This is a genomic window from Streptomyces ipomoeae 91-03 (genome assembly GCF_000317595.1).
Taxonomy (GTDB): domain Bacteria; phylum Actinomycetota; class Actinomycetes; order Streptomycetales; family Streptomycetaceae; genus Streptomyces; species Streptomyces ipomoeae.
Window position 1 is genome coordinate 1 of record NZ_AEJC01000328.1, and the last position, 22,651, is coordinate 22,651.

A 22,651-nucleotide genomic window follows, 5' to 3' on the forward strand; every position below is an offset into this window, starting at 1 on the left:
CGTAGACGTGGGGTGTCAGCGGGACGAAGTAGTCTTGAGCCCATGCCTGAACGCCGTACCGTCGCACTCGTCACTCTTGGCTGCGCCCGTAACGAGGTGGACTCGGAGGAGCTGGCAGGCCGTTTGGAGGCGGACGGCTGGGAGCTCGTCGAGGACGCCGAGGACGCGGACGTCGCGGTCGTCAACACCTGTGGCTTTGTCGAGGCCGCCAAGAAGGACTCCGTCGACGCGCTCCTGGAGGCCAACGACCTCAAGGGGCATGGCAGAACCCAGGCCGTCGTGGCGGTGGGCTGCATGGCCGAGCGGTACGGCAAGGAGCTGGCGGAAGCGCTACCCGAGGCCGACGGCGTGCTGGGCTTCGACGACTACGCCGACATCTCCGACCGTCTGCAGACCATCCTCTCCGGCGGCATCCACGCCTCCCACGCCCCGCGTGACCGGCGCAAGCTGCTGCCGATCAGCCCCGCCGAGCGGCAGCAGTCCGCCGCTGGGGTCGCGCTTCCGGGGCACGGCCCCGTCGACCTTCCGGAAGGACTCGCTCCGGCCTCCGGGCCGCGCGCACCGCTGCGCCGCCGCCTCGACGGCTCGCCCGTCGCCTCCGTGAAGCTCGCCTCCGGCTGCGACCGCCGCTGCTCCTTCTGTGCCATCCCGTCCTTCCGCGGCTCCTTCATCTCCCGCCGCCCCTCGGACGTGCTGAACGAGACGCGCTGGCTGGCCGAGCAGGGCGTCAAGGAGATCATGCTGGTCTCCGAGAACAACACTTCCTACGGCAAGGACCTGGGCGACATCCGTCTGCTGGAGTCGCTGCTGCCCGGGCTGGCCGAGGTCGACGGCATCGAGCGGGTGCGCGTGAGCTACCTCCAGCCCGCCGAGATGCGGCCCGGGCTCATCGACGTGCTCACCTCCACGCCCAAGGTCGTGCCCTACTTCGACCTCTCCTTCCAGCACTCCGCTCCCGCCGTGCTGCGCGCCATGCGCCGCTTCGGCGACACCGACCGCTTCCTGGAACTGCTCGACACCATCCGCGGCAAGGCCCCCGAGGCCGGTGTGCGGTCCAACTTCATCGTCGGCTTCCCTGGCGAGACCGAGGACGACTTCGCCGAGTTGGAGCGGTTCCTCAACGGCGCGCGGCTGGACGCCATCGGTGTCTTCGGGTACTCCGATGAGGAGGGCACCGAGGCCGCGACGTACGACAACAAGCTGGACGAGGACGTGGTCGCCGAGCGGCTCGCGCACATCTCCCGGCTGGCCGAGGAACTGGTCTCGCAGCGCGCCGAGGAGCGCGTCGGGCAGACCGTGCGTGTGCTGGTGGAGTCGGTCGACGGCGAAGAGGGCGCCTACGGGCGTGCCGCGCACCAGGCGCCCGAGACGGACGGCCAGGTGCTGTTCATGAGCGGCGAGGGCCTCGGCGCCGGTCTTGAGGACCTGAGCGTGGGTCTTGTGGTCGACGCCAAGGTGATCGGCACGGAAGGGGTCGACCTGGTGGCCGAGGTGCTTCCGGGGTCGCTCGCGTGTACTGAGGAGGCGGCCAGATGACGGGAGTCCCGGCATCCGCGGCGGGCGGCTCCTCCGGCGCCAAGAGCGCCACGAATGCCGAGGACGCCCAGGGCGCCATGGGTGCCATGGGTGCCAACAGCGTCGCGAGTGCTCCCGGTACTTCCGGCGTTTCCGGTACTTCAGGCGTTCCTGGGGGTGCGCGGCCCGTACGCGGCGGGAAGCTGGGCGCTGCCGCTGTCAACCAGGCCAGCCTCTGGAACATCGCGAACATCCTCACCATGGTTCGCCTGGTCCTCGTCCCGGGCTTCGTCGTGCTGATGCTCATGGACGGCGGCTACGACCCGGTCTGGCGGGCCTGGGCCTGGGCGGCCTTCGCCGTCGCCATGATCACCGACATCTTCGACGGCCACCTGGCCCGGACGTACGACCTCGTCACCGACTTCGGGAAGATCGCCGACCCCATCGCCGACAAGGCGATCATGGGAGCCGCGCTGATCTGCCTGTCGTCCCTCGGTGATCTGCCGTGGTGGGTGACCGGGGTCATCCTCGGCCGGGAACTCGGGATCACGCTGCTGCGTTTCCTCGTCATCCGGTACGGAGTGATCCCGGCGAGCCGCGGCGGCAAGCTGAAGACCCTCACCCAGGGCACCGCCGTCGGGATGTACGTCCTGGCACTGGAGGGGCCCCTGGCCACCCTGAGGTGGTGGGTGATGGCTGTGGCGGTCGTCCTCACCGTCGTCACCGGACTCGACTATGTGAGACAGGCCATTGTGCTGCGCCAGCGCGGAATCGCCGAGCGCGAAGCCGCGTCGGAGGGAGCGGAACGGTGACGTCCACGGCCGCCGACGTGCTGCGACTACTGAGAGTGAGAGGCGAGACGCTCGCCGTCGCCGAGTCGCTGACCGGTGGTCTGGTCGCGGCCGAGATCACCGCGACCCCGGGTGCCTCCCAGGTCTTCCGGGGCTCGGTCACCGCGTACGCCACGGAGCTGAAGCACCAGTTGCTCGGTGTCGACGCCACTCTCCTGGACCAGCATGGAGCGGTGGATGCGCAGGTCGCGGCTCAGATGGCGGACGGCGTACGCAAGGCGCTCGGCGCCGACTGGGGAATTTCGACCACCGGCGTCGCGGGCCCCGAACCGCAGGACGGCCGGCCCGTCGGCATGGTCTATGTGGCCGTCGCCGGGCCCTCCACAGCGGATTCGGGGGCATTCGATGGCGGGAAAGTGGCGGCGTTGAGGTTGAACGGCGGCCGGACGGAAATCCGTAAGGAGAGTGTACGGAGCGTACTCGCACTCCTCCTTGAGGAGCTCGCGGGCGAACAGACCGGGAATGAGCGGGCACAGGATACGGAACAGAACGGGGGGACTTGATGTTTGCAGCCCTGAGTGAACACAACAGCGCTCCCCGCACGGCCGCAGCGCGAGGCGGTACGGTGGGGCGTGAAGGATGCGGCTACACGGTCCGAGGAGGGAGCCACCGATGATTCTGCTCCGTCGCCTGCTTGGTGACGTGCTGCGTCGGCAGCGCCAGCGCCAGGGCCGTACTCTGCGCGAAGTCTCCTCGTCCGCCCGAGTCTCACTCGGCTATCTCTCCGAGGTGGAGCGGGGGCAGAAGGAGGCTTCCTCCGAGCTGCTCTCCGCCATTTGCGACGCGCTGGACGTACGGATGTCCGAGCTCATGCGGGAAGTGAGCGATGAGCTCGCCCTTGCCGAGCTGGCCCAGTCCGCAGCGGCCACCGAGCCGGTGCCAGCACCAGTGCGTCGACCCGTACTCAACTCCGTATCGGTGACAGGTGTGCCACCGGAGCGGGTCACGATCAAGGCACCCACCGAAGCGGTGGGCGTCGTCGCGGCGTGACGACCATGTGAGGTTCGCCGCGTGCGGTCGTGAGATCGGCCGTGCGTGGATGTGAGGTTGAGCGCGTGCCGATGAGGTGAAGCGACGCGGGAGCCCCGACGGGGCCTTCAGGGAGACCTGGGGGTGCCGGCCGGGGCTTTTGTGTTGTCCGGGGGCCTTGTCCGTCCGGAGATGGGCGAGTCGAGCCGCGTGGGTGCCGGGGTCCCGTTTGCCGGAGGGTGAGTGGGCGGTCATGGTGGAGAGGCGGGCCACGGGGGCCGTGCGCGCGAGGGGTTCGTACGGCCGCGCCTGGTGATAGCGAGAACCGGAGCGTGCTGATGTACGTCGTGAAGAGCCCGTTGTCCGACGCCGATCTCAAGACCGTCTCCGAGGCACTGCAAGGAGCCCTCGTCGATCTCGTGGGCCTCTCCCTCGTGGCCAAGCAGATCCACTGGAACGTGGTCGGGCCGCGCTTCCGCTCCGTCCATCTCCAGCTCGACGAGGTCGTGGACACCGCGCGACTGCACTCGGACACGGTCGCCGAGCGCGCCGCCACCCTCGGCGTCTCGCCGGACGGGCGGGCCACGACGGTCGCCGGGAGCAGCGGAATCGGCAAGGTCCCCGACGGCTGGGTCAAGGACACGGACGCGGTGGGCACGCTCGTCGGAGCGCTCGGCGCGGTGATCACACGGATGCGGGCTCGGGTGGAGAGCACTGCGGAGGCGGATCCGGTGAGCCAGGACATCTTCATCGGGATCACGGCGGATCTTGAGAAGCATCACTGGATGTTTCAAGCGGAGAACGGGTAGCGGGGCGCGGAACGGGGAGCGCGGGTGGATGCGCGGGCGGCCCGGGTGTGACTGGCGGGGGCCTGGTGCTGTCGGTTCGGAGGCCTCATGAGGTGGGTGGATGCGTCGGGGCAGGTTGGGCGGAATCGCGTGACCGGTGGGTGCGGCGGGTGCGTGGTGGGAGCGGAGTGGGGCCGCGGGGCGCACCGGGTGACGTGGGCGTGCGGTCTCCGTGAGTGAGCCGTGCGTCCCTGTGCCGGTGGTGCGCCCTCCCTGGGCACGTCGGGGGCTCTCTAGCGTCGTTGTGGTGGGCCCGAAGGCCTGGAGGTGGCGACTATGCGGATAGTGCGCTGGGGGGCGGCTCTGGGGCTCGGTGCGCTGTGGTGGTGGGGAGCGCTGCGGCTCGCGCTGGCACCGGATGCCGGTGCGGTGGAGGGGGCGGTCGTGGCCGGGGGGTGGGGGCTGAGTCTCCTGCCCGTGCATTGCGTGCCGAAGGGGTGTGGGCTGGGGGGTGGTCAGGGGGCGCAGGGGGCGGGTGGCCGCGCCTCGCCGGGGGTGCGGGGCCGAGTCCGGCCGGGGAGCGGGGCTGATTCGGGGGCCGGGGCCGGGGGCGTGGGGGCGCCCTAGGGTGCGTTTTGAAAGTGCTGGTCACAGCCACTCGTTGATGGCTGCGACCAGCACGGTCGCCTCGTAGCGAACTGCCAACTTGTCGTATCTCGTGGCGACAGCGCGGTGCCGCTTGAGGCGATTGATTCCGCACTCGACCGCGTGGCGCTCCTTGTAGTCGGCCTTGTCGAACTTAGGTGGCCGGCCGCCGTGGGAGCCGCGGTTCTTGCGGTTGGCGATCTGGTCGCGCTTCTCCGGGATCGTGCAGCGGATACCGCGCTTGCGCAGGTAGGCACGGTTCGCGCGGGAGCCGTACGCCTTGTCGGCACGCACCTTGTCCGGCCGGGTGCGCGGGCGGCCCGACCCGAGCCGGGGCACCCGGATGCGGCCCAAGACCACCTGGAACTGCGGGGAATCACCGCGCTGTCCTGCCGTGATGACCAGCGACATCGGTTTCTGGGCCTGCTCGACCGCCAGGTGGAGCTTGGTTGTCAGCCCGCCCCGGGAGCGTCCGAGCCCGTGGTCGTCGGGCTCGATGAACACACCGCCTGGCGGCTCGATCTGCAGATCCCCTTTTTGCGGGCGCCGGCCGCATGCTGGTGGGCGCGGGCGATGGTCGAGTCCACCGAGACGTCCCAGGTGATCAGTCCCTCGGCGTCGGCCTGGGCCTGCAGCTGTTCGAAGATGCGGTGCCAGGTGCCGTCCCGCTGCCAGCGGCGGAACAGGCCGTAGACCGTCTCCCACGGGCCATAGCGCTCGGGCACGTCCCGCCAGGGAGCACCGGCGCGGGTGCGCCACCGTATGCCGTCTATCAGTTGCCGCTTGGTGTGCACCGGTGGCCGTCCAGGCTTCTTGCCGACCGGGAGCAGGGGCTCCAGCTTCGCCCACTGTGTATTCGTCAGATCATGCCGCCCCACGAAGTGGGATCTTGACACATCAAGATCCACATATGAAACGCACCCTAGCGGCGGGGGAGTGGGGTTGTGGGCTGATGTGGCCTGGGGTGGGGGCGGCGCGGGCTCCGGGGAGCGTGGTTGGTGTGCGCCGGGCGGACGTGTGGTTGACGCGGGCTCTGGGGGAGCGAGGTGGGCGCTTTTCCTGAGGGGCGCGGTTGGCGGGGCGGGTGTGTGCGCGCTTGATGCGGGGGTGGGACAGCGCGGTTGACGTGGGCCGGGGGAGCGTGGCTGGGGCCGGCCTGGGCAGCTGGTAGGGGGCGGCCCTCAGGCGTGGGGGTTGGTGTTGGGGGTCACCAGGGCATGGCCACACCGCCGTTCGGGCGAAGGATCTGCCCCGTGGTGAACGCCGAGGCGTCGGAGGCCAGGTGCAGCACGGCGTGTGCGATGTCGTCGGGCTCGCCGACCCGGCCCAGCGGGGACAGCCGGGCCATGAGCGACTCCGTCCGCGCCTGTGCCTCGCTGTCGTGGCGGGCGGTCATGGGCGTACGGATCCAGCCCGGGGCCACCGCGTTGACCCGGATGCCGTGCGGGCCGACCTCGGTCGCCAGGGTCTTCGTCAACTGGACCACGGCCGCCTTCGTCACGCCGTAGCAGAGGAGTCCGGGACTGCCGGTGTCGATGGCGCCGGAGGCCATGGTGACGATGCTGCCCCCTGTCCTTCGGGCGATCATCAGGCGGGCCGCCTCCTGACAGGCGTACAGCACGCCCTTGAAGTTGACGCCCCACACCCGGTCCAGATCCTCGTCCCGGGTCTCCAGCACTGGACTGCTGTGCATGACCCCGGCGATCGCCGCCATGACGTGCAGGTTCCCGCACGCGGCCACCGCTTGCGTGAGCTGGGCGCGGTCGGTGACATCGAGATGGTGGGTGTGGGCCGTTCCACCCGCGGACTTGATCAGTGTCGCGGTCTCGTGCAGACCCTGCGCGTCCCGGTCCGCGCAGTGCACGGTCGCGCCCGCCTCGGCGAGCAGCACGGCCGACGCGCGGCCGATTCCGCCGCCGGCGCCGGTCACGAACGCGATGCGGCCGGTGAGGTCGTACGCCGTTATGGGCATGTGGGGACGGTACGAGCGAATCTGACGGGGCGTCAATTGGTCGTGCGGGGACGGAAGCGGGGTGCTGAGCGGGCGTACGGGGGTGGATACAGGTCGTCAACTGGGCGTACGACGCTGGGGGCGTGCGCGGGGCGCGCGTGGTGTGCCCGGTGCCGGGGCGGGGCCCGTTTGGCAGGTCGGGCACCAGTAGGTGGGGCGTTCGCGGGAGCCGTCGCCCTGGTCGGCGGCGCGGACGGGGGTGTGGCAACGGAGACAGGGGCGGGGTGCGCGGCCGTACACGAAGAGGTCGTGCCGGTGATGGCCCGTGGTGCTGCGGATCGGGCGGTCGCGGTTGGCTTCGAGGAGCTTCTTGGCGAGGGCCGGGAGTCGGGCGGCGGTCTCCTGCGGGAGGGCGCCGACGGGAAGCCATGGGGTGACTCGGAGCAGGAAGCAGAGCTCGCTCTTGTAGACATTGCCGATGCCGGCGAGATTGCGCTGGTCCAGGAGGGCCTCGCCGAGGGGGCGGGCGGGGTCGCTCAGGAGGTTGGCGAGGGCCCGGTCGGGGTCCCAGTCCGGGCCGAGCAGGTCGGGGCCCAGGTGGCCCACCACTCGGTGTTCGTCGGTGGTGCGGAGCAGTTCCAGTACGGGGAGGCGGTAGCCGACGGCCGTTCGGTCGGCGGTGCCCAGGATCGCGCGGATCTGGTGCCCCGGGCCGCCGCTCCAGCGCTCGCCGTTGCCGTACACCTTCCAGGAGCCGTCCATCCGCAGGTGCGAGTGGAGGGTCAGGCCGCCCTCGATACGGGTGAGGAGGTGCTTGCCACGTGGGGTGACGTCCAGGACGGTACGGCCGGTGAGATCGGCCGTGGCGTACTTCGGGACGCGCAGGTCGGAGCGGGACAGCACGTTGTCGGCGAGGGCCGTATGCAGCCGCTTCGCTGTCTGCCAGACGGTGTCACCTTCGGGCATGGGTCAAGGGTGGCATGAGGTGGGGGTGAGTAAGGGACTGCGGTTTGGGTGCATGCGGGTTTTTCGGGTGCGTGTGGGGTTTGGGGTGGCGTGTGAGAGCTCGTTGGGTCGGTGCGGGTGCGGGTGCGGGTGCGGGTGCGGGCGCGGGCGCCATTGGGGCTGGTCGCGCCGCTCCCCGCGCCCCTTACGGGCTGAGCCTCGGCTACAAGGTGCTGTTTTGCGGTCAGGGGTCAGGCTCGGATGCGTAGGCCTCGGGGGGTCGCTATGAAGCCTGCTGTCTCCAGGAGGGGGCCGTAGGGAGACGTCAGGGCGGGGATGCCGTTCACGCGCTCTACCGTCACCGTGCCGAGGGAGCCCGCGCGGGCGGCTGAGGCCAGGGCTTCGGTGGCCTGAGGGAGGCGGGGGTCGTCCGTGGGCCTTCCGTCCGGGTCGGTGGGCCAGGCCAGCAGTGTCTTGCCACCCCGTTCCATGTAGAGGGTCAGTTCGCCGTCCACGAGGACGACCAGGGAGCCCGCCTTGCGGCCCGGTTTGTGTCCGGCCTCGGTAGGGGGGTCGGGCCAGGGGAGGGCGGCGCCGTAGGCGTTCGCGGGGTCGGCGGCGGCCAGGACCACGGCTCGGGCGGAGGGCATGGGGCGGGTGCGGTGCGGGGGGCGGCCTCGGGAGTAGGCGTCTGCGGAAGGGCGGGAGTACGAGTCCGCGGAGGGTGTGGTCTCGGCGGTCGGGGTTCCGAATGGTGTGGCGAATCCGTCGTCGGGGTCGGCGAAGGCCAGCGTCTCGAATTCGGCGATGAGGTCGTCGGGCGTGTTCGTGAAGCTGTCTTCTGGGAGTGGAGCCGAGCCGGGGCGTTCGGTGGAGAGCCATCCTGGAGCCGGAGTCCCGGCTTGGCTTCCGGTGAAGCCGTTCGCGTCGGTGTTCGGCAAGGTCTCGCCCCGGTCGCGGGCGTTGGCCACCGCGCGTAGGCGGTCCACCGCGCCGTCCATCGCGAACTGGGCCGCACCCAGTCCCTCGACCACATAGCCGCGTCGGGCCTGGCCGCTCTCCTCGAAGACGGACAGGACGCGGTAGGTGGCGGAGAAGCCGCCCTCGATGCCCTCGGCGGCCACCGCGCCGCGGGTGACCACGCCGTGTCGGTCGAGCAGGGTACGGGCCAGGGCGTGGGCGCGGAGGGTGGCATCGGGTTCGGGGGTGGGGAGCAGGGACCAGCGGCCGGCGACCGTGGGTGGGCCGGTACGGGACTGGGGTCGTGCGGCGGCGGTGAGCGAGCCGTACCGGCCGCGTGGGACGGTGCGCTTGGCGCGGTGGGCCGTGGAGCCGGCCGTGCGGCCCGAGCCGAGCAGGGAGCGCATGGGGGCGAGGGTGTCGTTGGTGAGGCGACCCGACCAGGCCAGGTCCCAGAGGGCGTCGGCCAGTTGGGGATCGGTGACGTCGGGGTGTGTCGTGGCGCGAACCTGGTCGGCGATCTGGCGGAAGAACAGGCCGTAGCCTCCGGAGAGGGCGTCCAGGATCGACTGGTGCAGCGCGGTCGGCTCAAGAGGATGCGGGGGCGGGAGCAGCAGCGGGGCCGTGTCCGCCAGATACAGCGAGACCCAGCCGTCCTTGCCGGGGAGGGCTCCGGCGCCCGCCCATACGACTTCGCCGGCGGCGGTGAGTTCGTCGAGCATCGCGGGGGTGTAGTCGGCGACCCGGGACGGCAGGACCAGCTTCTCCAGGGCCGAGGCCGGCACGGAGGCTCCCTGCAACTGCTCGATCGCGCGGACCAGGCCGTCGATGCCGCGCAGCCCGTGGCCGCCGCCCACGTGCTGCCACTGCGGCAGGAACTGCGCGAGCGCGGCGGGCGGCACCGGCTCCAGCTCGTGCCGCAGGGCCGCCAGGGAACGGCGTCGCAGCCGGCGCAGCACGGCGGCGTCGCACCACTCCTGGCCGATGCCCGCCGGATGGAACTCTCCCTGTACGACCCGGCCGCCCGCGGCCAGTCGGTGGAGCGCCCCGTCGGTGACGGCCACGCCGAGGCCGAAGCGGGCGGCTGCGGTGGCCGAAGTGAAGGGGCCGTGAGTGCGCGCGTACCGGGCGAGGAGGTCGCCGAGCGGATCCTTGACCGGCTCGGTGAACGCCTCCGGGACACCGACGGGCAGGGCCGTGCCGAGCGCGTCGCGCAGTCGGCCCGCGTCCTCGATCGCAGCCCAGTGGTCGGTCCCGGCGATCCGGACCCGGATGGCGCGGCGGGCCCCGGCCAGCTCCCGCGCCCATTGCGGTTCGGCGCCACGCTCGGCCAACTCGGCGTCCGTGAGCGGCCCGAGCAGGCGCAACAGGTCCGCGACGCCTTCGACGTCCTTCACACGCCGGTCCTCGGTGAGCCACTGGAGCTCCTGCTCCAGCTCGACCAGCACTTCGGCGTCGAGCAGTTCACGCAGCTCGGCCTGGCCCAGCAGCTCCGCCAGCAGCCGCGAGTCCAGCGACAGGGCGGCGGCGCGGCGCTCGGCGAGCGGGGAGTCACCCTCGTACAGGAACTGGGCGACGTATCCGAACAGGAGGGAACGTGCGAACGGGGACGGCTCCGGTGTCGTGACCTCGACGAGGCGTACCTTGCGCGACTCGATGTCGCCCATCAGCTCGGCGAGGCCGGGGACGTCGAAGACGTCCTGGAGGCATTCGCGGACCGCCTCCAGGACGATCGGGAACGAGCCGAACTCACTCGCCACCTGGAGCAGTTGGGCGGCGCGCTGCCGCTGCTGCCACAGTGGGGTGCGCTTGCCGGGGTTGCGGCGGGGCAGCAGGAGCGCACGGGCGGCGCACTCGCGGAAACGGGACGCGAACAGTGCCGAGCCGCCCACCTGGTCGGTGACCAGCTGGTCGACCTCGCCCTTGTCGAAGGCGACGTCCGCCGCGCCGACCGGTGCCTGCTCGGTGTCGTACTCCGTGCCCAGCTTCATGGGTTCCTGGTCGAGCAGGTCCAGGCCCATCAGGTCGGCGTCGGGCAGGCGGAGCACGATGCCGTCGTCGGCGTGCATGACCTGGGCGTCCATGCCGTACCGCTCGGACAGGCGGGCACCCAGTGCGAGCGCCCAAGGGGCATGGACCTGGGCGCCGAAGGGGGAGTGGACGACGACCCGCCAGTCGCCGAGCTCGTCCCGGAAGCGCTCGACGACGATCGTGCGGTCGTCCGGGACATGGCCGCAGGCCTCGCGTTGTTCGGCGAGGTAGGAGAGCACGTTGTCCGCGGCCCAGACGTCGAGTCCGGCGGCGAGGAGGCGCAGCCGGGCGTCCTCCTGGGAGAGGGAGCCCACCTCGCGCAGGAACGCGCCCACCGCGCGGCCCAGTTCGAGCGGGCGGCCGAGCTGGTCGCCCTTCCAGAAGGGCAGTCGGCCCGGGACACCCGGGGCGGGGGAGACCAATACCCGGTCGCGCGTGATGTCCTCGATGCGCCAGGAACTGGTACCGAGGGTGAACACGTCCCCGACCCGGGACTCGTACACCATCTCCTCGTCGAGCTCACCGACCCGGCCGCCGCCCTTCTTGGGATCGGCGCCCGCGAGGAAGACCCCGAAGAGGCCGCGGTCCGGGATCGTGCCTCCGGAGGTGACCGCGAGGCGCTGGGCCCCGGGACGACCGGTGACCGTACCGGCGACCCGGTCCCACACGACGCGTGGGCGCAACTCCGCGAAGGCGTCGGACGGGTAGCGGCCCGCGAGCATGTCGAGGACGGCCGTGAACGCCGACTCGGGGAGCGAGGCGAAGGGGGCGGCCCGACGGACCGTGGCGAGGAGGTCGTCGACCTGCCAGGTGTCCATCGAGGTCATCGCGACGAGCTGCTGGGCCAGGACGTCCAGGGGATTGCCGGGAATCCGCAGGGACTCGATGGAGCCGCTGCGCATCCGTTCGGTGACCACGGCGGCCTGGACGAGATCGCCGCGGTACTTGGGGAAGACCACGCCCGTGGAGACCGCGCCCACCTGATGTCCCGCGCGGCCCACCCGCTGGAGGCCGGAGGCGACCGAGGGCGGCGACTCCACCTGGACGACGAGGTCCACCGCGCCCATGTCGATGCCCAGTTCGAGGCTGGAGGTGGCGACCACGGCCGGCAGTCGGCCCGCCTTGAGGTCCTCCTCGACCAGGGCGCGCTGCTCCTTGGAGACCGAGCCGTGGTGGGCCCGCGCGAGCACCGGGGGCGCCCCTTGGGCGGCGCCCGAGCCGCCCATCAGCTCGGCCGGGGCGTGATGCTCGTCCAGGGGCTCGTCGGTGGTCCGTTCGTACGCGATCTCGTTGAGCCGGTTGCACAGTCGCTCCGCGAGGCGGCGGGAGTTGGCGAACACGATCGTGGAGCGATGGACCTGGACGAGGTCGGCGATGCGCTCCTCGACATGCGGCCAGATCGACGGCCGTTCCGCGCCCTCGTTGCCGTCGGCGACCGGGGAGCCGCCCAACTCTCCCAGGTCCTCGACCGGGACGACCACGGAGAGGTCGAACTCCTTGCCGGACGGGGGCTGGACGATCTCCACCTTGCGGCGCGGGGAGAGATAGCGCGCGACCTCGTCGACGGGGCGCACGGTGGCCGACAGGCCGATGCGGCGCGCGGGCCTGGGCAGCAGCTCGTCGAGCCGCTCCAGAGAGAGCGCGAGATGGGCGCCGCGCTTGGTGCCCGCCACCGCGTGCACCTCGTCCAGGATCACCGTCTCCACGCCCGTGAGTGCGTCACGCGTGGCCGACGTCAGCATCAGGAACAGGGACTCGGGGGTGGTGATCAGGATGTCCGGCGGGCGCGTGGCCAGCGCGCGGCGCTCGGCGGCCGGGGTGTCGCCGGAGCGGATGCCCACCTTCACCTCGGGCTCGGGCAGCCCCAGACGCACCGACTCCTGGCGGATACCGGTCAGCGGACTGCGCAGATTCCGCTCCACGTCCACCGCGAGAGCCTTCAGCGGTGACACATACAACACCCGGCAGCGCTTCCTGGGGTCGGCCGGAGGCGGGCTCGACGTCAGCTGGTCCAGCGCGGCCAGGAACGCGGCCAGGGTCTTGCCGGAGCCGGTCGGGGCCACCACCAGCACGTCCGAGCCCTCGCCGATCGCCCGCCACGCCCCGGCCTGGGCCGCGGTGGGCGCGGAGAAGGCCCCCGTGAACCAGCCGCGGGTCGCGGGGGAGAAGCCGTCGAGGGCTCGATGTGCGGAGCTGACCATGCCCCCATCCTGCACCCGCCCACTGACAATGGCGGCGACCTGCGGAAACGGCTTCGGCGGGGTGGGGGAGGAGCGCGCCGGGGCGGTCGATGACCGCTTCGGCGCGGGCGGACCGCGTCGCTTTCGCCTGTGCCGATGGTGGGGTGGGAGCTGTCTGCTGGTGCTGTGGTGCTGTGGTGCTGTGGTGCTGTGGTGCTGTGGTGTGGCTGGTGCGTGTCGCATGCGGCACGGATCGTCGGCCGACCTCGGCTGCCTCGCCGTACGGCGTGCGTGCTGCCCTACCCACTCCGGCCCGACCGTCCGACGGCCCACGCCGCAGAATGGAGCCATGGCAGGTTCGGGGGAGCGGGCGCGGCACTGGCGGTACTCGGATCTTCCGGGTGTCGATCTGCTGCGGGCCCGCTACATCGAGAAGAAGTTCGTGCGGCACACCCACGAGAACTTCGTGATCGCCGCCATAGCCGACGGGCTCGAGGTCTTCCACCACGGCGGTGCCGACCAATACGTGGGCCCGGGCGCGCTGGCCCTGGTCAACCTCGATACCCCGCACACGGGCCGCGCGGGTGTGCCCGAAGGCTGGCGGTACGGCGTGGTCTACCCGTCGCCGGACGTGGTGGCCGGGATCGCCGCCGAGACGACCACGATCCGCGGCACCCCCGGCTTCATCAGCCCCGTCCTCGACGATCCGTACGCCGCGGGCCTCGTCCACCAGGTATTGCGGGCCGCGGACGAGGGCAACGCGCTCGCCGCCGACACCCTGCTGCGGGTTGCCGTGACCCGGTTGCTGCGTCTGAACGGTGGGCCGCTTCCCCAACGCGCCGTCCGCACGGCCGGCGCCCGCGTCGCCGCACGCGCGCGTGCCGTGCTGGAAGAGCGGATGGCGGACCCGCCGCCCCTGGAACGACTCGCCGCCGACCTCGGCACCAGCCCTTTCGCCCTGCTGCGCGCCTTCCGCAGCACCTACGGCATGCCACCGCACACCTGGCTGACGGATGCCCGTGTCCGCCGCGCCCGGAGCCTGCTCGACGCGGGCACGGCTCCCGCGGAGGCCGCAGTCGCCGTCGGCTTCACCGACCAGCCGCACCTCAACCGCCACTTCAGCCGCATCGTGGGCGTGCCCCCCGGCGCGTACCAGCGGGAACGCAGGGGCGGCCTCGACGACACACGCGCGCGTGAGGAGGCCGGGGAAGGTCGTACGGCAAACGACGTCCGCGCGTGAGGAGGCCATACGCGATAACGATGTACCTGGGGACGACGCGCGTGAGAACCATGTCCGCGGGCGCAAGAACGTACAAGACCCGCCAGGGCGACTGCTCCTACCGTCCGGGGCGTGGCAGAACAGACAGCTCTCGCAGACGTACACGACGCAGGTGGAGACAAGCCCGATCGAGCCGTCGTCCGGGACGCCCTGGGCGTCGGGGTGGCCGTCGGACTGTCCGGGTTCGCCTTCGGGGCGACCTCGGCCGGCAGTGGGCTCAGCCTGTTGCAGACCTGCGCGCTGAGCCTTCTGGTGTTCACCGGGGCCTCGCAGTTCGCCCTGGTGGGGGCGCTCGCGGCCGGCGGCAACCCCTTCACGGCGGCGGCCGGGGCTTTCTTCCTGGGTATGCGCAACGCGTTCTACGGACTGCGTCTCTCACAGTTGCTGGCCCTCCCGCGCGCGATACGGCCGTTCGCAGCCCAATGGGTCATCGACGAGACCACGGTCGTCGCCCTCGCCCAGCCCACGCGCCGTGCCGCCCGCATCGGTTTCACCGTCACCGGGCTCACGCTCTACGCGCTGTGGAACATCACCACGCTGCTCGGCGCTCTGGGCGCCGAGGCCATCGGTGACACCGACGCCTGGGGCCTCGACGCGGCCGGACCCGCCGCCTTCCTGGCACTCCTCGCACCGATGCTGAAGACAACCACGGAGCGGGCCGTGGCGGGCATCGCAGTCGTCCTGGGGCTCGGCCTGCTGCCCGTCCTGCCCATCGGGGTGCCGGTCCTGGTGGCCGCGGTGGCCGCACCGGTCGTCCTCTGGGCGAAGGGGCACCGGAGGCCCCACGGCGGGCGGGAGGGCCGACAGGGCGCTCCACCGGACAGCCGACAGAACGAGCCACGGATCGACGGACACGACAACCGACAAGACCGGCGACAAGACCGGCGACAAGACCGGCGACAGGACCGGCGACAGGACAGCCGGCAGGAGACGGACCGATGAACGTCTGGATCGCGATCGCGGTGACCGCCCTCGGCTGCTACGCCGTGAAGCTCATCGGCCTTCTGGTCCCCGAGGGCGTCTTGGAGCGGCCTCTTGTGCGGCGCCTCGCCGCCCTGCTGCCCGTGGCCCTCCTGGCCGCCCTCACGGCCCAGCAGGCCTTCGCCGACGGACGCGTCCCCGTGCTGGACGCGAGGGCCGCAGGGCTCGCCGCAGCGGCCGTCGCGCTGCTCCTGCGAGCCCCGTTCCTGTTCGTCGTGGCAGCGGCGGTGATCGTGACGGCGGGGGTGCGGGCGATGACCGGCTGAGGCGGCCGAACCGGCGCGCTTCGGGACGGCCGGACGGCCGGACGGCCGGGCGGTCGGGCGGTCGACCTCAGTCGATCGGCCGACCGTACGCGCGCAATGTGCGCAGTGCCTCGATCGTCACGATGGGACGGCTCTCCAGGGCGGTTCCCGGTGCCCACTGGCGCCAGCGGATCGGCCAGCCGCCGTCCTGCTGCTGCTCGCTCGCCAGGAAGTCGAGGGAGCGGGCCATCTCCTCGTCGGTGAACCACGCGCGCGCGAGCGACTCCGGCGTACGCGCGAAGTCGTGTGGGAAGTGATGCTCGCCGGGGGCGTAACCGGCCGACACCGGGTACTCCTCCAGCCGTTCCGGGTCCAGGGCGGCGAGCCGGTGTGCGCGCACCAGGCGACCCAGCCGGTCGGTGGCTGCCTGCGCGCGCGGGCGGTCGGGCACGGAGTCCAGGAACGCCATGGCGGCCTGTACCTCGTAGGGGTGCGACTTCTCCAGGGACTCGACCGCCTCCCAGCAGAAGTCGGTGGCCCGGAACAGCCACGCGTGCCACACCTGGTTGCGGTGCAGCAGACCGACCACGGGCCCGGTGGCCAGCAGCGCACTGGGCGGGTCGTCGACGACCGGCACGAACGGGGCGGCCGGATAACCGCGCTGGCTGGGATGCACTGCGGGAAGGGCGCCGTCGGCGGTCGACACCGAGGTCAGATAGCGGCACACACGCTCCGCCCGCTGCCCGCCGCACCGTCCGATCGAGTCGAGGACCCGCAGCGCGTGCCCGGTGTGCAGGGGCTGGCTCACGGGCCCGCGCAGATCGGGTTCCAGCGCGTGGCCGTACCCCTCGTCGGCGTTGCGGTAGGCGGCCAGCGCGGTCTCCACCGCGTCGGCGCTCCCGTCCAGGAAGTGGTACGCGAAGCGGCGCTGCTCCAACACGCGCGCGGTCAGCCAGACGAACTGCTCGGCGCGCGCGAGCGGGGTGTGCGCCGAGGGCGTCGGGGGGAGTGGGGATGCTCCAGTTTCGGCCATGCGTCAGACCGTAGGGTGGAAAGCGGTATCCGCAAGCCGACCCGGCCAGGCCCACCCCCTGGGGCGGGATACTGGAGTCATGCGGTTGACGGTCTTCTGGCAGCGGATGGCGGATCACTTCGGTGAGGGGTACGCCGAAACCTTCGCGCGCGATCATGTGATGTCCGAACTCGGCGGGCGCACGGTGCACCAGGCGCTGGACGCGGGCTGGGAAGCCAAGGACGTATGGCGCGTGGTGTGCATGACGATGGGTGTTCCGGCCGAAAACCGCTGAAAGGCCACACGCTTCGGCGGGAAGTCGCCGGTTGCCGGGGTGCGAGATACAGGGGCGGCGACCGGTTGTCGGTGCGGTGGGCGAGACTTGGTTCGTGGCCACAGACGAGACCGCGCAGGTCGAGCACCAGGCATCCCCGTCCGATACGACGCCGCCCAGCCGGCCCCCGGCCGGTCCCGGCGCCGCATCGAGCGCACGCATGCCGCGCTGGCTCCCGCGAGCCCTGGTGCTGGCGCTCTCGCTCGTCGCCGTCTTCCAACTGGGCAGCTGGGCGTTCCACCAGCTCATCGGGCTGCTGATCAACATTCTCATCGCGTTCTTCCTGGCACTCGCGATCGAGCCCGCGGTGAGCTGGATGGCCTCGAAGGGGCTGCGCAGGGGCTTCGCCACCTTCCTCGTCTTCCTGATCACCCTGATAGGGGCCGCCGGGTTCGTCACGCTGCTCGGCTCGATGCTCGCCGGCCAGATCATCAAGATGGTCGAGGACTTCCCGGCATACCTCGACTCGGTCATCAGCTGGATCAACACGACCTTCCACACCGAGCTGAGACGCGTCGACATCCAGGAAGGGCTGCTCCGCTCCGACTGGCTGCAGAGGTACGTGCAGAACAGCGCCACGGGCGTCCTGGACGTCTCCGCACAGGTCCTGGGCGGCCTCTTCCAGTTGCTGACGATCGGGCTGTTCTCGTTCTACTTCGCGGCCGACGGCCCGCGACTGCGGCGCGCGCTGTGCTCCGTACTGCCACCCGCCAAACAGGCCGAGGTGCTGCGCGCGTGGGAGATCGCCGTGGACAAGACCGGCGGCTATCTGTACTCGCGCGGCCTGATGGCGCTGATCTCCGGCATAGCCCACTACATCCTGCTGGAATACCTCAACGTGCCCTATGCGCCCGCCCTCGCGGTCTGGGTCGGCCTGGTCTCCCAGTTCATCCCCACCATCGGCACCTACCTCGCGGGCGCCCTGCCGATGCTGATCGCCTTCACGGTCAACCCCTGGTACGCCCTGTGGGTCCTCGTCTTCGTGGTCATCTACCAGCAGTTCGAGAACTACATGCTGCAGCCCAAGCTGACCGCCAAGACCGTGGACATCCACCCGGCCGTCGCCTTCGGATCGGTCATCGCGGGCACCGCGCTCCTCGGCGCCGTCGGCGCGCTCATCGCCATCCCCGCCATCGCCACCCTGCAGGCGTTCCTCGGGGCGTACGTGAAGCGGTACGACGTCACGGACGACCCCCGCGTGCACGGACACCGCAGACGCGGCTCGGGCAACATCCGCGCGCGGCTGCGGAGGCACCCGCACGGGGGCGAGGAGGCTGAGGAGGGCGAGGCCGGCGAAGACGTCCTCGCGCGCGTGCGCCATCGGCTGGGGGCGCTGGAACGGAAGTGGGGCGCGAAACGGTCGGCGGACGACTCCACGAAGAGGGACGGCGCCACCCCGCGCCCGGCCAAGGCGCCTGAAGAGGATGCAGGGCGAGAGGGCGGCACCGGGCCGGAAGAGAGCGCCGGGCCGGAAGACGGGGCCGGGGCGGAAGGTGGCGCCGGGCCGGAAGACACCGGCCGGTAGGACGCGTCCTGGAAGCCGTGTGGTGCGCTTGACACCAAAATCGAACATCCATTCTTATGGAGGCTCCGGCGAGCTTGGGCGCGGCCGTTTTCCAAGGGTTTTCGTGGAGAAGTGCCCGAGTTATCCACAGGCTGGGCGGGCGGCGGGGCCCATTGTCAGTGGCAGGCGTTAGCGTCTTTCACGTGAAGCGATCGACTCAAGCAAACCGGGTGGAACCCATGGCAGGAACCGACCGCGAGAAGGCGCTCGACGCCGCGCTCGCACAGATTGAACGACAATTCGGCAAGGGCGCGGTCATGCGCATGGGCGAGCGGTCGAAGGAGCCCATCGAGGTCATCCCGACCGGGTCGACCGCGCTCGACGTGGCGCTCGGCGTCGGCGGTCTGCCGCGCGGCCGAGTGGTGGAGATCTACGGCCCCGAGTCCTCCGGCAAGACGACCCTGACCCTGCACGCGGTGGCGAACGCGCAGAAGGCCGGCGGCCAGGTCGCGTTCGTGGACGCGGAACACGCCCTCGACCCCGAGTACGCCCGCAAGCTCGGCGTCGACATCGACAACCTGATCCTGTCCCAGCCGGACAACGGCGAGCAGGCCCTGGAGATCGTGGACATGCTGGTCCGCTCCGGCGCCCTCGACCTCATCGTCATCGACTCCGTCGCCGCGCTCGTCCCGCGCGCGGAGATCGAGGGCGAGATGGGCGACAGCCACGTGGGTCTGCAGGCCCGTCTGATGAGCCAGGCGCTGCGCAAGATCACCAGCGCGCTCAACCAGTCCAAGACCACCGCGATCTTCATCAACCAGCTCCGCGAGAAGATCGGCGTGATGTTCGGCTCCCCGGAGACCACGACCGGTGGCCGCGCGCTGAAGTTCTATGCCTCGGTGCGCATCGACATCCGCCGCATCGAGACCCTGAAGGACGGCACGGAGGCGGTCGGCAACCGCACCCGCTGCAAGGTCGTCAAGAACAAGGTCGCGCCGCCCTTCAAGCAGGCCGAGTTCGACATCCTCTACGGCCAGGGCATCAGCCGCGAGGGCGGCCTGATCGACATGGGCGTGGAGCACGGCTTCGTCCGCAAGGCCGGCGCCTGGTACACGTACGAGGGCGACCAGCTCGGCCAGGGCAAGGAGAACGCGCGCAACTTCCTGAAGGACAACCCCGACCTGGCCAACGAGATCGAGAAGAAGATCAAGGAGAAGCTGGGCGTCGGCGTACGGCCCGAGGAGCCCACCGCCGAGCCCGGCACCGACGCGGCGGTCTCGGCCGCATCCGCCACGGACGACGCCGCGAAGGCCGGGCCCGCCCCCGCTGCCAAGACCCCGAAGACCAAGGCCGCGGCGGCGAAGAGCTAGTCCGTGACCCGCAGAACGGACTGGGGCGAGTACGCACACCCCAGTGCCCCCGAGAGCCGGGGGCGCAGGGGTACCGGGGGATCCGCCGAGAACGGGCCGGCCCCGGTGGACGCGTTCGGACCGTATGAGTCGTACGAGCCGTACGACCCCGAGGCGGGCCGCGACGGGCGCGGCAGGCGTGGCCGTGGCGGGCGGCGACGTGGCTTCGGGGAGTCGGCCGACGGCCCGGGCGACAGGGGTTCACCGGAGGGGGGACCGCGGGACGGGGGTTCGTCTTTCTCGTCGAGGGCCGAGAAAGGGGAGTCCTCAGGGGACCGGCTGACGGGGCGCGGGCGATCTGCCTGCGCCTGCTCACCGGGACCCCGCGCACGCGAAAGCAGCTCGCCGACGCCCTCCGTAAACGCGAGATCCCTGACGACGTGGCGGACGAGGTGCTGTCGCGGTTCGAGGAGGTCGGTCTGATCAACGACAGCGCGTTCGCGGACGCCTGGGTGGAGTCCCGCCACCACGGCCGGGGCCTGGCCCGGCGAGCCCTCGCCCGGGAGCTGCGCACCAAGGGCGTGGACTCGGCGCTGATCGACGAGGCCGTCGCCCAGCTCGACTCCGAGCAGGAGGAGGCCACCGCACGCGAGCTCGTCGCCCGCAAGCTGCGCTCCACACGGGGCCTCGACCGGGACAAACGCCTCCGCCGCCTCGCGGGCATGCTCGCCCGCAAGGGCTACCCCGAAGGCATGGCCCTCCGGGTGGTCCGACAGGCGTTGGAGGGGGAGGACACGGAGGGGTTGGAGGACGAGGGGTACTGAACTGAGTTGCGGAGAGCAGTCGCCTCCTCGCCCTTGCGATCGGGCCCGTCTCCCCGCCTCAGCGATCCGGTAGCGGTCCAGTCGTCCGGCAGCGGTCGTACCGCCGTCGGAGCGATCTCCAGGACGTCACCGTGCCTTTGTCACTGGAAACCCGGCCGCCTTCCAGGCCTGGAAGCCGCCGACCAGGTCGGTTGCCCGGTGCAGGCCCAGTTGCTGGAGGGAGGCGGCGGCGAGGCTGGAGGCGTAGCCCTCGTTGCAGATGACGATGACGTGGAGGTCATGATCGGTGGCCTCGGGGACGCGGTGGCTGCCTTGGGGGTCGAGGCGCCACTCCAGTTCGTTGCGTTCGACGACGAGGGCGCCGGGGATGAGGCCGTCGCGGTCGCGCAGGGCCGCGTAGCGGATGTCGACCAGAAGAGCCTCACCCGCCTGCGCGGCGTTGTACGCGTCCTTGGGCTCCACCCGGGCCAGGCCCGCCCGGACCCGCTCCAGCAATTCGTCTATGCCCATGGGGACGTTCACCGGGACATCCCCAGAAGCGTCCGACGCTTCCACCGGTCGATCGGGGTGGTTGCTCACTGCCAGTCCTCCGGTCGCTCGACGTGTTCCAGGCGCAGCACTCGGCCCGTACGGCTGTAGCGGCGGATGCGGGGCAGCGGTGGGTAGTAGGCGTGGACGGAGACCGCGTGCTGCTCGGTGGACTCGTTGAGGACCTCGTGCACATGGTGGCGGCCGAAGGAACGGTCCTTGCCGGCGCTCAACTGCCGTTCACGGTCGACACCTTCGGTGAGTTCGAGGGTCTGCCAGCCGTCGGTGGGCAGCCGTGCGGCGAGGGAGTTCTCCTTGAGCTCGCCGACGGCGGTGACGAAGGCGCCCACCGAGTCGGCGTGGTCGTGCCAGCCGGTGCCGGTGCCGGGCGGCCAACCGATGAGCCAGGCCTCGCTGCCGCCGGGCCCGTCGAGCCGGATCCAGGTGCGGCCCTCGGGGTCGAGCGGAAGCGAGGCGACCAGCTCGGCGTCGGCGGCGACGCGGCGTACGAAGTCGAGCAGTTCGGCCTGCGTGGGGGAGGAGGTGGCCGACGCGGAGGCAGGAGAGACAGCGGAGATGGAGGAGACAACGGGGGAGACAGACACGGATACCGTCCTGAAGTGCGTTCACCTGGGGCGCGCGGCAGTACACAGGCGGCGCGCGCGGAAAAGGGAAGAGGGGTGCGAAGTCAGCAGGACGGACGACACACGCAGCCCGCATAGCGGACGAGGTCCATGTGGACCCTCCGCCACAGGCGCGTAGAGGTGTCGATCACGGACCGGAGTACACCATGACCGGGCGGACCGGTCAACTGGCTGTCACCATGTGGACACAGGGTGACGGGTGGCCGCGATTTCAGGAGCCAGGGCGTCGGACTCCGGGGCAACGGCCCTTCTCGGCGCCGACAGGACCCCGCGCTTGCTTCACAGCCTCAGAGTCCCCACTTGCCTCACGCGGTCAGAGCGACCGCTCTTCCCCACAGCCGCAGAGTGACCCCGCCCGACAGCACCCCACGGCGTCGGAGTGACCGCTCTTCCCCACAGCCGCAGAATGACTCCACCCCACAGCACCCCACGGCGTCAGCGTGAGCCCGACCCCGCAGCCGCCTTCGTGGTCTCGGCCTGCGGCTTCGCCCCGCCCAGTGTCGCCTCCGCCGCCGCGTACAGGTCGGCCGGTCGTACCCCGCTCAGCGCGGTGACGAGGTGGCCGTCGGGGCGGACGAGGAGGACGGTGTGGGCGGCGGCCCCCGGGTAGCTCTCGGCGACCAGGAGCTCGGCGGAGTGCGGGAGGGCGGACACGGCGGCCGCGAGCCGGGGCATGATCCCGGCGCTCACCCAGTGCTTGCGCTCCCACACCCCCGTACCCGGCGCGACCAGCACCACCAGCAGTGCCCCGCGCCCGAGCCGGTCCCGCAGTGGTACGAACGTGCCGTCCTCGGCGGTCACCTGCACGTCGATGACCTGGGCGCCGGGCTCTGTGTCGACCGGTGCTTCCGAGGCGGCGGGTGGAGGCATGAGCGGTGAGTTGGTGTACGCCCCCGGCGCGCCCAGTTGTCCGCGCCCCAAGTGAGCGTCGGCGAGCAGCGCGTCGTGACCCCGGGCCGAGCCGGGGACGTACGAGCGCAGCCCTTTGCCGCCGCGCAGCAGCGGCAGTACCTGGTCGGCGGCGCGCAGTCGGGCGGCGACGACCGCGCGCCGCTCCGTCTGGTAGCTGTCGAGCAGCGCGTCGTGCGGGCCGTGGTGCCAGGCCAGCGCCAGTTT

The 22,651-nt window shown here is 71.2% G+C and carries 19 protein-coding genes and 2 pseudogenes; 12 read left to right on the top strand and 9 right to left on the bottom strand.

Features of this window, described 5'->3' with window-relative positions:
* The first annotated feature begins 42 nt into the window (after positions 1-42).
* From rimO to STRIP9103_RS21495, 5 genes are all read left to right on the top strand, one after another.
* On the top strand, positions 43-1,536 hold the full coding sequence (gene rimO / locus STRIP9103_RS21475) for a 30S ribosomal protein S12 methylthiotransferase RimO (protein WP_009317315.1): 1,494 nt from the start codon (positions 43-45) through the stop codon (positions 1,534-1,536).
* On the top strand, positions 1,533-2,327 hold the full coding sequence (gene pgsA, locus STRIP9103_RS21480) for a CDP-diacylglycerol--glycerol-3-phosphate 3-phosphatidyltransferase (RefSeq protein WP_009317317.1): 795 nt from the start codon (positions 1,533-1,535) through the stop codon (positions 2,325-2,327). The genes rimO and pgsA overlap by 4 nt, the downstream gene beginning before the upstream one ends.
* Positions 2,324-2,869 (top strand): CinA family protein, encoded by a 546-nt coding sequence (locus STRIP9103_RS21485; RefSeq protein WP_009317304.1) that lies wholly within the window; start codon positions 2,324-2,326, stop codon positions 2,867-2,869. The genes pgsA and STRIP9103_RS21485 overlap by 4 nt, the downstream gene beginning before the upstream one ends.
* 109 nt (positions 2,870-2,978) lie before the next feature.
* Positions 2,979-3,356: a helix-turn-helix domain-containing protein gene (locus STRIP9103_RS21490; RefSeq protein WP_009317300.1), complete on the top strand. Its 378-nt coding sequence runs from the start codon at positions 2,979-2,981 to the stop codon at positions 3,354-3,356.
* Positions 3,357-3,673: 317 nt separating this feature from the next.
* On the top strand, positions 3,674-4,144 hold the full coding sequence (locus STRIP9103_RS21495; protein WP_009317324.1) for a Dps family protein: 471 nt from the start codon (positions 3,674-3,676) through the stop codon (positions 4,142-4,144).
* 627 nt (positions 4,145-4,771) lie between these two features.
* Here the strand turns inward: STRIP9103_RS21495 and STRIP9103_RS46835 are convergent.
* The 4 genes from STRIP9103_RS46835 to STRIP9103_RS21520 form a co-directional block, all read right to left on the bottom strand.
* Positions 4,772-5,646 (bottom strand): IS5 family transposase gene (locus STRIP9103_RS46835; protein WP_374005668.1). Its coding sequence is split into 2 segments (ribosomal slippage): positions 4,772-5,254 and positions 5,257-5,646, totalling 873 coding nucleotides; the frame shifts between segments, so codons are not numbered across the junction.
* Positions 5,647-5,975: 329 nt separating this feature from the next.
* Positions 5,976-6,740 (bottom strand): SDR family NAD(P)-dependent oxidoreductase, encoded by a 765-nt coding sequence (locus STRIP9103_RS21510; RefSeq protein WP_009317303.1) that lies wholly within the window; start codon positions 6,738-6,740, stop codon positions 5,976-5,978.
* Between the two features lie 96 nt (positions 6,741-6,836).
* Positions 6,837-7,685, bottom strand: a complete 849-nt coding sequence (locus tag STRIP9103_RS21515) for an Fpg/Nei family DNA glycosylase (protein WP_009317319.1) — start codon at positions 7,683-7,685, stop codon at positions 6,837-6,839.
* A gap of 230 nt (positions 7,686-7,915) precedes the next feature.
* Positions 7,916-12,856 (bottom strand): ATP-dependent helicase, encoded by a 4,941-nt coding sequence (locus tag STRIP9103_RS21520; RefSeq protein WP_009317299.1) that lies wholly within the window; start codon positions 12,854-12,856, stop codon positions 7,916-7,918.
* 328 nt (positions 12,857-13,184) lie between these two features.
* Between STRIP9103_RS21520 and STRIP9103_RS21525 the strand changes: the two genes are divergently transcribed.
* The 3 genes from STRIP9103_RS21525 to STRIP9103_RS21535 all read left to right on the top strand — a co-directional run bounded on the left by STRIP9103_RS21525 (position 13,185) and on the right by STRIP9103_RS21535 (position 15,361).
* Positions 13,185-14,075 carry an AraC family transcriptional regulator gene (locus tag STRIP9103_RS21525; RefSeq protein WP_048820704.1) on the top strand — a complete coding sequence of 297 codons (891 nt, stop codon included), beginning with the start codon at positions 13,185-13,187 and terminating at the stop codon, positions 14,073-14,075.
* A gap of 111 nt (positions 14,076-14,186) precedes the next feature.
* Positions 14,187-15,056: an AzlC family ABC transporter permease gene (locus STRIP9103_RS21530; RefSeq protein ID WP_009317301.1), complete on the top strand. Its 870-nt coding sequence runs from the start codon at positions 14,187-14,189 to the stop codon at positions 15,054-15,056.
* Positions 15,053-15,361 carry an AzlD domain-containing protein gene (locus tag STRIP9103_RS21535; RefSeq protein WP_009317307.1) on the top strand — a complete coding sequence of 103 codons (309 nt, stop codon included), beginning with the start codon at positions 15,053-15,055 and terminating at the stop codon, positions 15,359-15,361. The genes STRIP9103_RS21530 and STRIP9103_RS21535 overlap by 4 nt, the downstream gene beginning before the upstream one ends.
* A 67-nt stretch (positions 15,362-15,428) precedes the next feature.
* Here the strand turns inward: STRIP9103_RS21535 and STRIP9103_RS21540 are convergent, their stop codons facing one another.
* On the bottom strand, positions 15,429-16,373 hold the full coding sequence (locus tag STRIP9103_RS21540) for a hypothetical protein (RefSeq protein WP_009317312.1): 945 nt from the start codon (positions 16,371-16,373) through the stop codon (positions 15,429-15,431).
* Between the two features lie 79 nt (positions 16,374-16,452).
* On the opposite strand from STRIP9103_RS21540, the gene STRIP9103_RS21545 reads away from it, so the two are divergent.
* The 4 genes and pseudogenes from STRIP9103_RS21545 to recX all read left to right on the top strand — a co-directional run bounded on the left by STRIP9103_RS21545 (position 16,453) and on the right by recX (position 20,363).
* The gene (locus STRIP9103_RS21545) at positions 16,453-16,647 is read left to right on the top strand and encodes a DUF3046 domain-containing protein (RefSeq protein WP_009317322.1); all 195 of its coding nucleotides are present in this window, start codon (positions 16,453-16,455) and stop codon (positions 16,645-16,647) included.
* A gap of 199 nt (positions 16,648-16,846) precedes the next feature.
* Positions 16,847-18,211 (top strand): AI-2E family transporter, encoded by a 1,365-nt coding sequence (locus STRIP9103_RS21550; RefSeq protein WP_078613995.1) that lies wholly within the window; start codon positions 16,847-16,849, stop codon positions 18,209-18,211.
* A gap of 218 nt (positions 18,212-18,429) precedes the next feature.
* Positions 18,430-19,560 carry a recombinase RecA gene (gene recA, locus STRIP9103_RS21555; protein ID WP_009317306.1) on the top strand — a complete coding sequence of 377 codons (1,131 nt, stop codon included), beginning with the start codon at positions 18,430-18,432 and terminating at the stop codon, positions 19,558-19,560.
* 3 nt (positions 19,561-19,563) lie between these two features.
* Positions 19,564-20,363 (top strand): annotated as a pseudogene (gene recX / locus STRIP9103_RS45545) (recombination regulator RecX).
* 126 nt (positions 20,364-20,489) lie between these two features.
* Here the strand turns inward: recX and STRIP9103_RS21565 are convergent.
* The 4 genes and pseudogenes from STRIP9103_RS21565 to STRIP9103_RS21575 form a co-directional block, all read right to left on the bottom strand.
* A complete protein-coding gene (locus tag STRIP9103_RS21565) occupies positions 20,490-20,873 on the bottom strand; it encodes a rhodanese-like domain-containing protein (protein ID WP_048820706.1) in 384 nt (127 codons plus the stop codon).
* 65 nt (positions 20,874-20,938) lie between these two features.
* On the bottom strand, positions 20,939-21,496 hold the full coding sequence (locus STRIP9103_RS21570) for a cupin domain-containing protein (protein ID WP_009317302.1): 558 nt from the start codon (positions 21,494-21,496) through the stop codon (positions 20,939-20,941).
* Positions 21,497-21,579: 83 nt separating this feature from the next.
* A complete protein-coding gene (locus tag STRIP9103_RS53160; protein WP_309474643.1) occupies positions 21,580-21,666 on the bottom strand; it encodes a putative leader peptide in 87 nt (28 codons plus the stop codon).
* A gap of 304 nt (positions 21,667-21,970) precedes the next feature.
* A pseudogene (locus STRIP9103_RS21575) lies at positions 21,971-22,651 on the bottom strand (FAD-dependent monooxygenase); the annotation flags it as partial.

Excerpts from the sequence above, each read along its gene's own strand:
- rimO (WP_009317315.1), top strand. The coding sequence starts at position 43 with ATGCCTGAACGCCGTACCGTCGCACTCGTCACTCTTGGCTGCGCCCGT.
- pgsA (WP_009317317.1), top strand. The coding sequence starts at position 1,533 with ATGACGGGAGTCCCGGCATCCGCGGCGGGCGGCTCCTCCGGCGCCAAG.
- STRIP9103_RS21490 (WP_009317300.1), top strand. The coding sequence starts at position 2,979 with ATGATTCTGCTCCGTCGCCTGCTTGGTGACGTGCTGCGTCGGCAGCGC.
- STRIP9103_RS21495 (WP_009317324.1), top strand. The coding sequence starts at position 3,674 with ATGTACGTCGTGAAGAGCCCGTTGTCCGACGCCGATCTCAAGACCGTC.
- STRIP9103_RS21510 (WP_009317303.1), bottom strand. The coding sequence starts at position 6,740 with ATGCCCATAACGGCGTACGACCTCACCGGCCGCATCGCGTTCGTGACC.
- STRIP9103_RS21515 (WP_009317319.1), bottom strand. The coding sequence starts at position 7,685 with ATGCCCGAAGGTGACACCGTCTGGCAGACAGCGAAGCGGCTGCATACG.
- STRIP9103_RS21520 (WP_009317299.1), bottom strand. The coding sequence starts at position 12,856 with ATGGTCAGCTCCGCACATCGAGCCCTCGACGGCTTCTCCCCCGCGACC.
- STRIP9103_RS21525 (WP_048820704.1), top strand. The coding sequence starts at position 13,185 with ATGGCAGGTTCGGGGGAGCGGGCGCGGCACTGGCGGTACTCGGATCTT.
- STRIP9103_RS21535 (WP_009317307.1), top strand. The coding sequence starts at position 15,053 with ATGAACGTCTGGATCGCGATCGCGGTGACCGCCCTCGGCTGCTACGCC.
- STRIP9103_RS21540 (WP_009317312.1), bottom strand. The coding sequence starts at position 16,373 with ATGGCCGAAACTGGAGCATCCCCACTCCCCCCGACGCCCTCGGCGCAC.
- STRIP9103_RS21545 (WP_009317322.1), top strand. The coding sequence starts at position 16,453 with ATGCGGTTGACGGTCTTCTGGCAGCGGATGGCGGATCACTTCGGTGAG.
- STRIP9103_RS21550 (WP_078613995.1), top strand. The coding sequence starts at position 16,847 with ATGCCGCGCTGGCTCCCGCGAGCCCTGGTGCTGGCGCTCTCGCTCGTC.
- recA (WP_009317306.1), top strand. The coding sequence starts at position 18,430 with ATGGCAGGAACCGACCGCGAGAAGGCGCTCGACGCCGCGCTCGCACAG.
- STRIP9103_RS21565 (WP_048820706.1), bottom strand. The coding sequence starts at position 20,873 with ATGGGCATAGACGAATTGCTGGAGCGGGTCCGGGCGGGCCTGGCCCGG.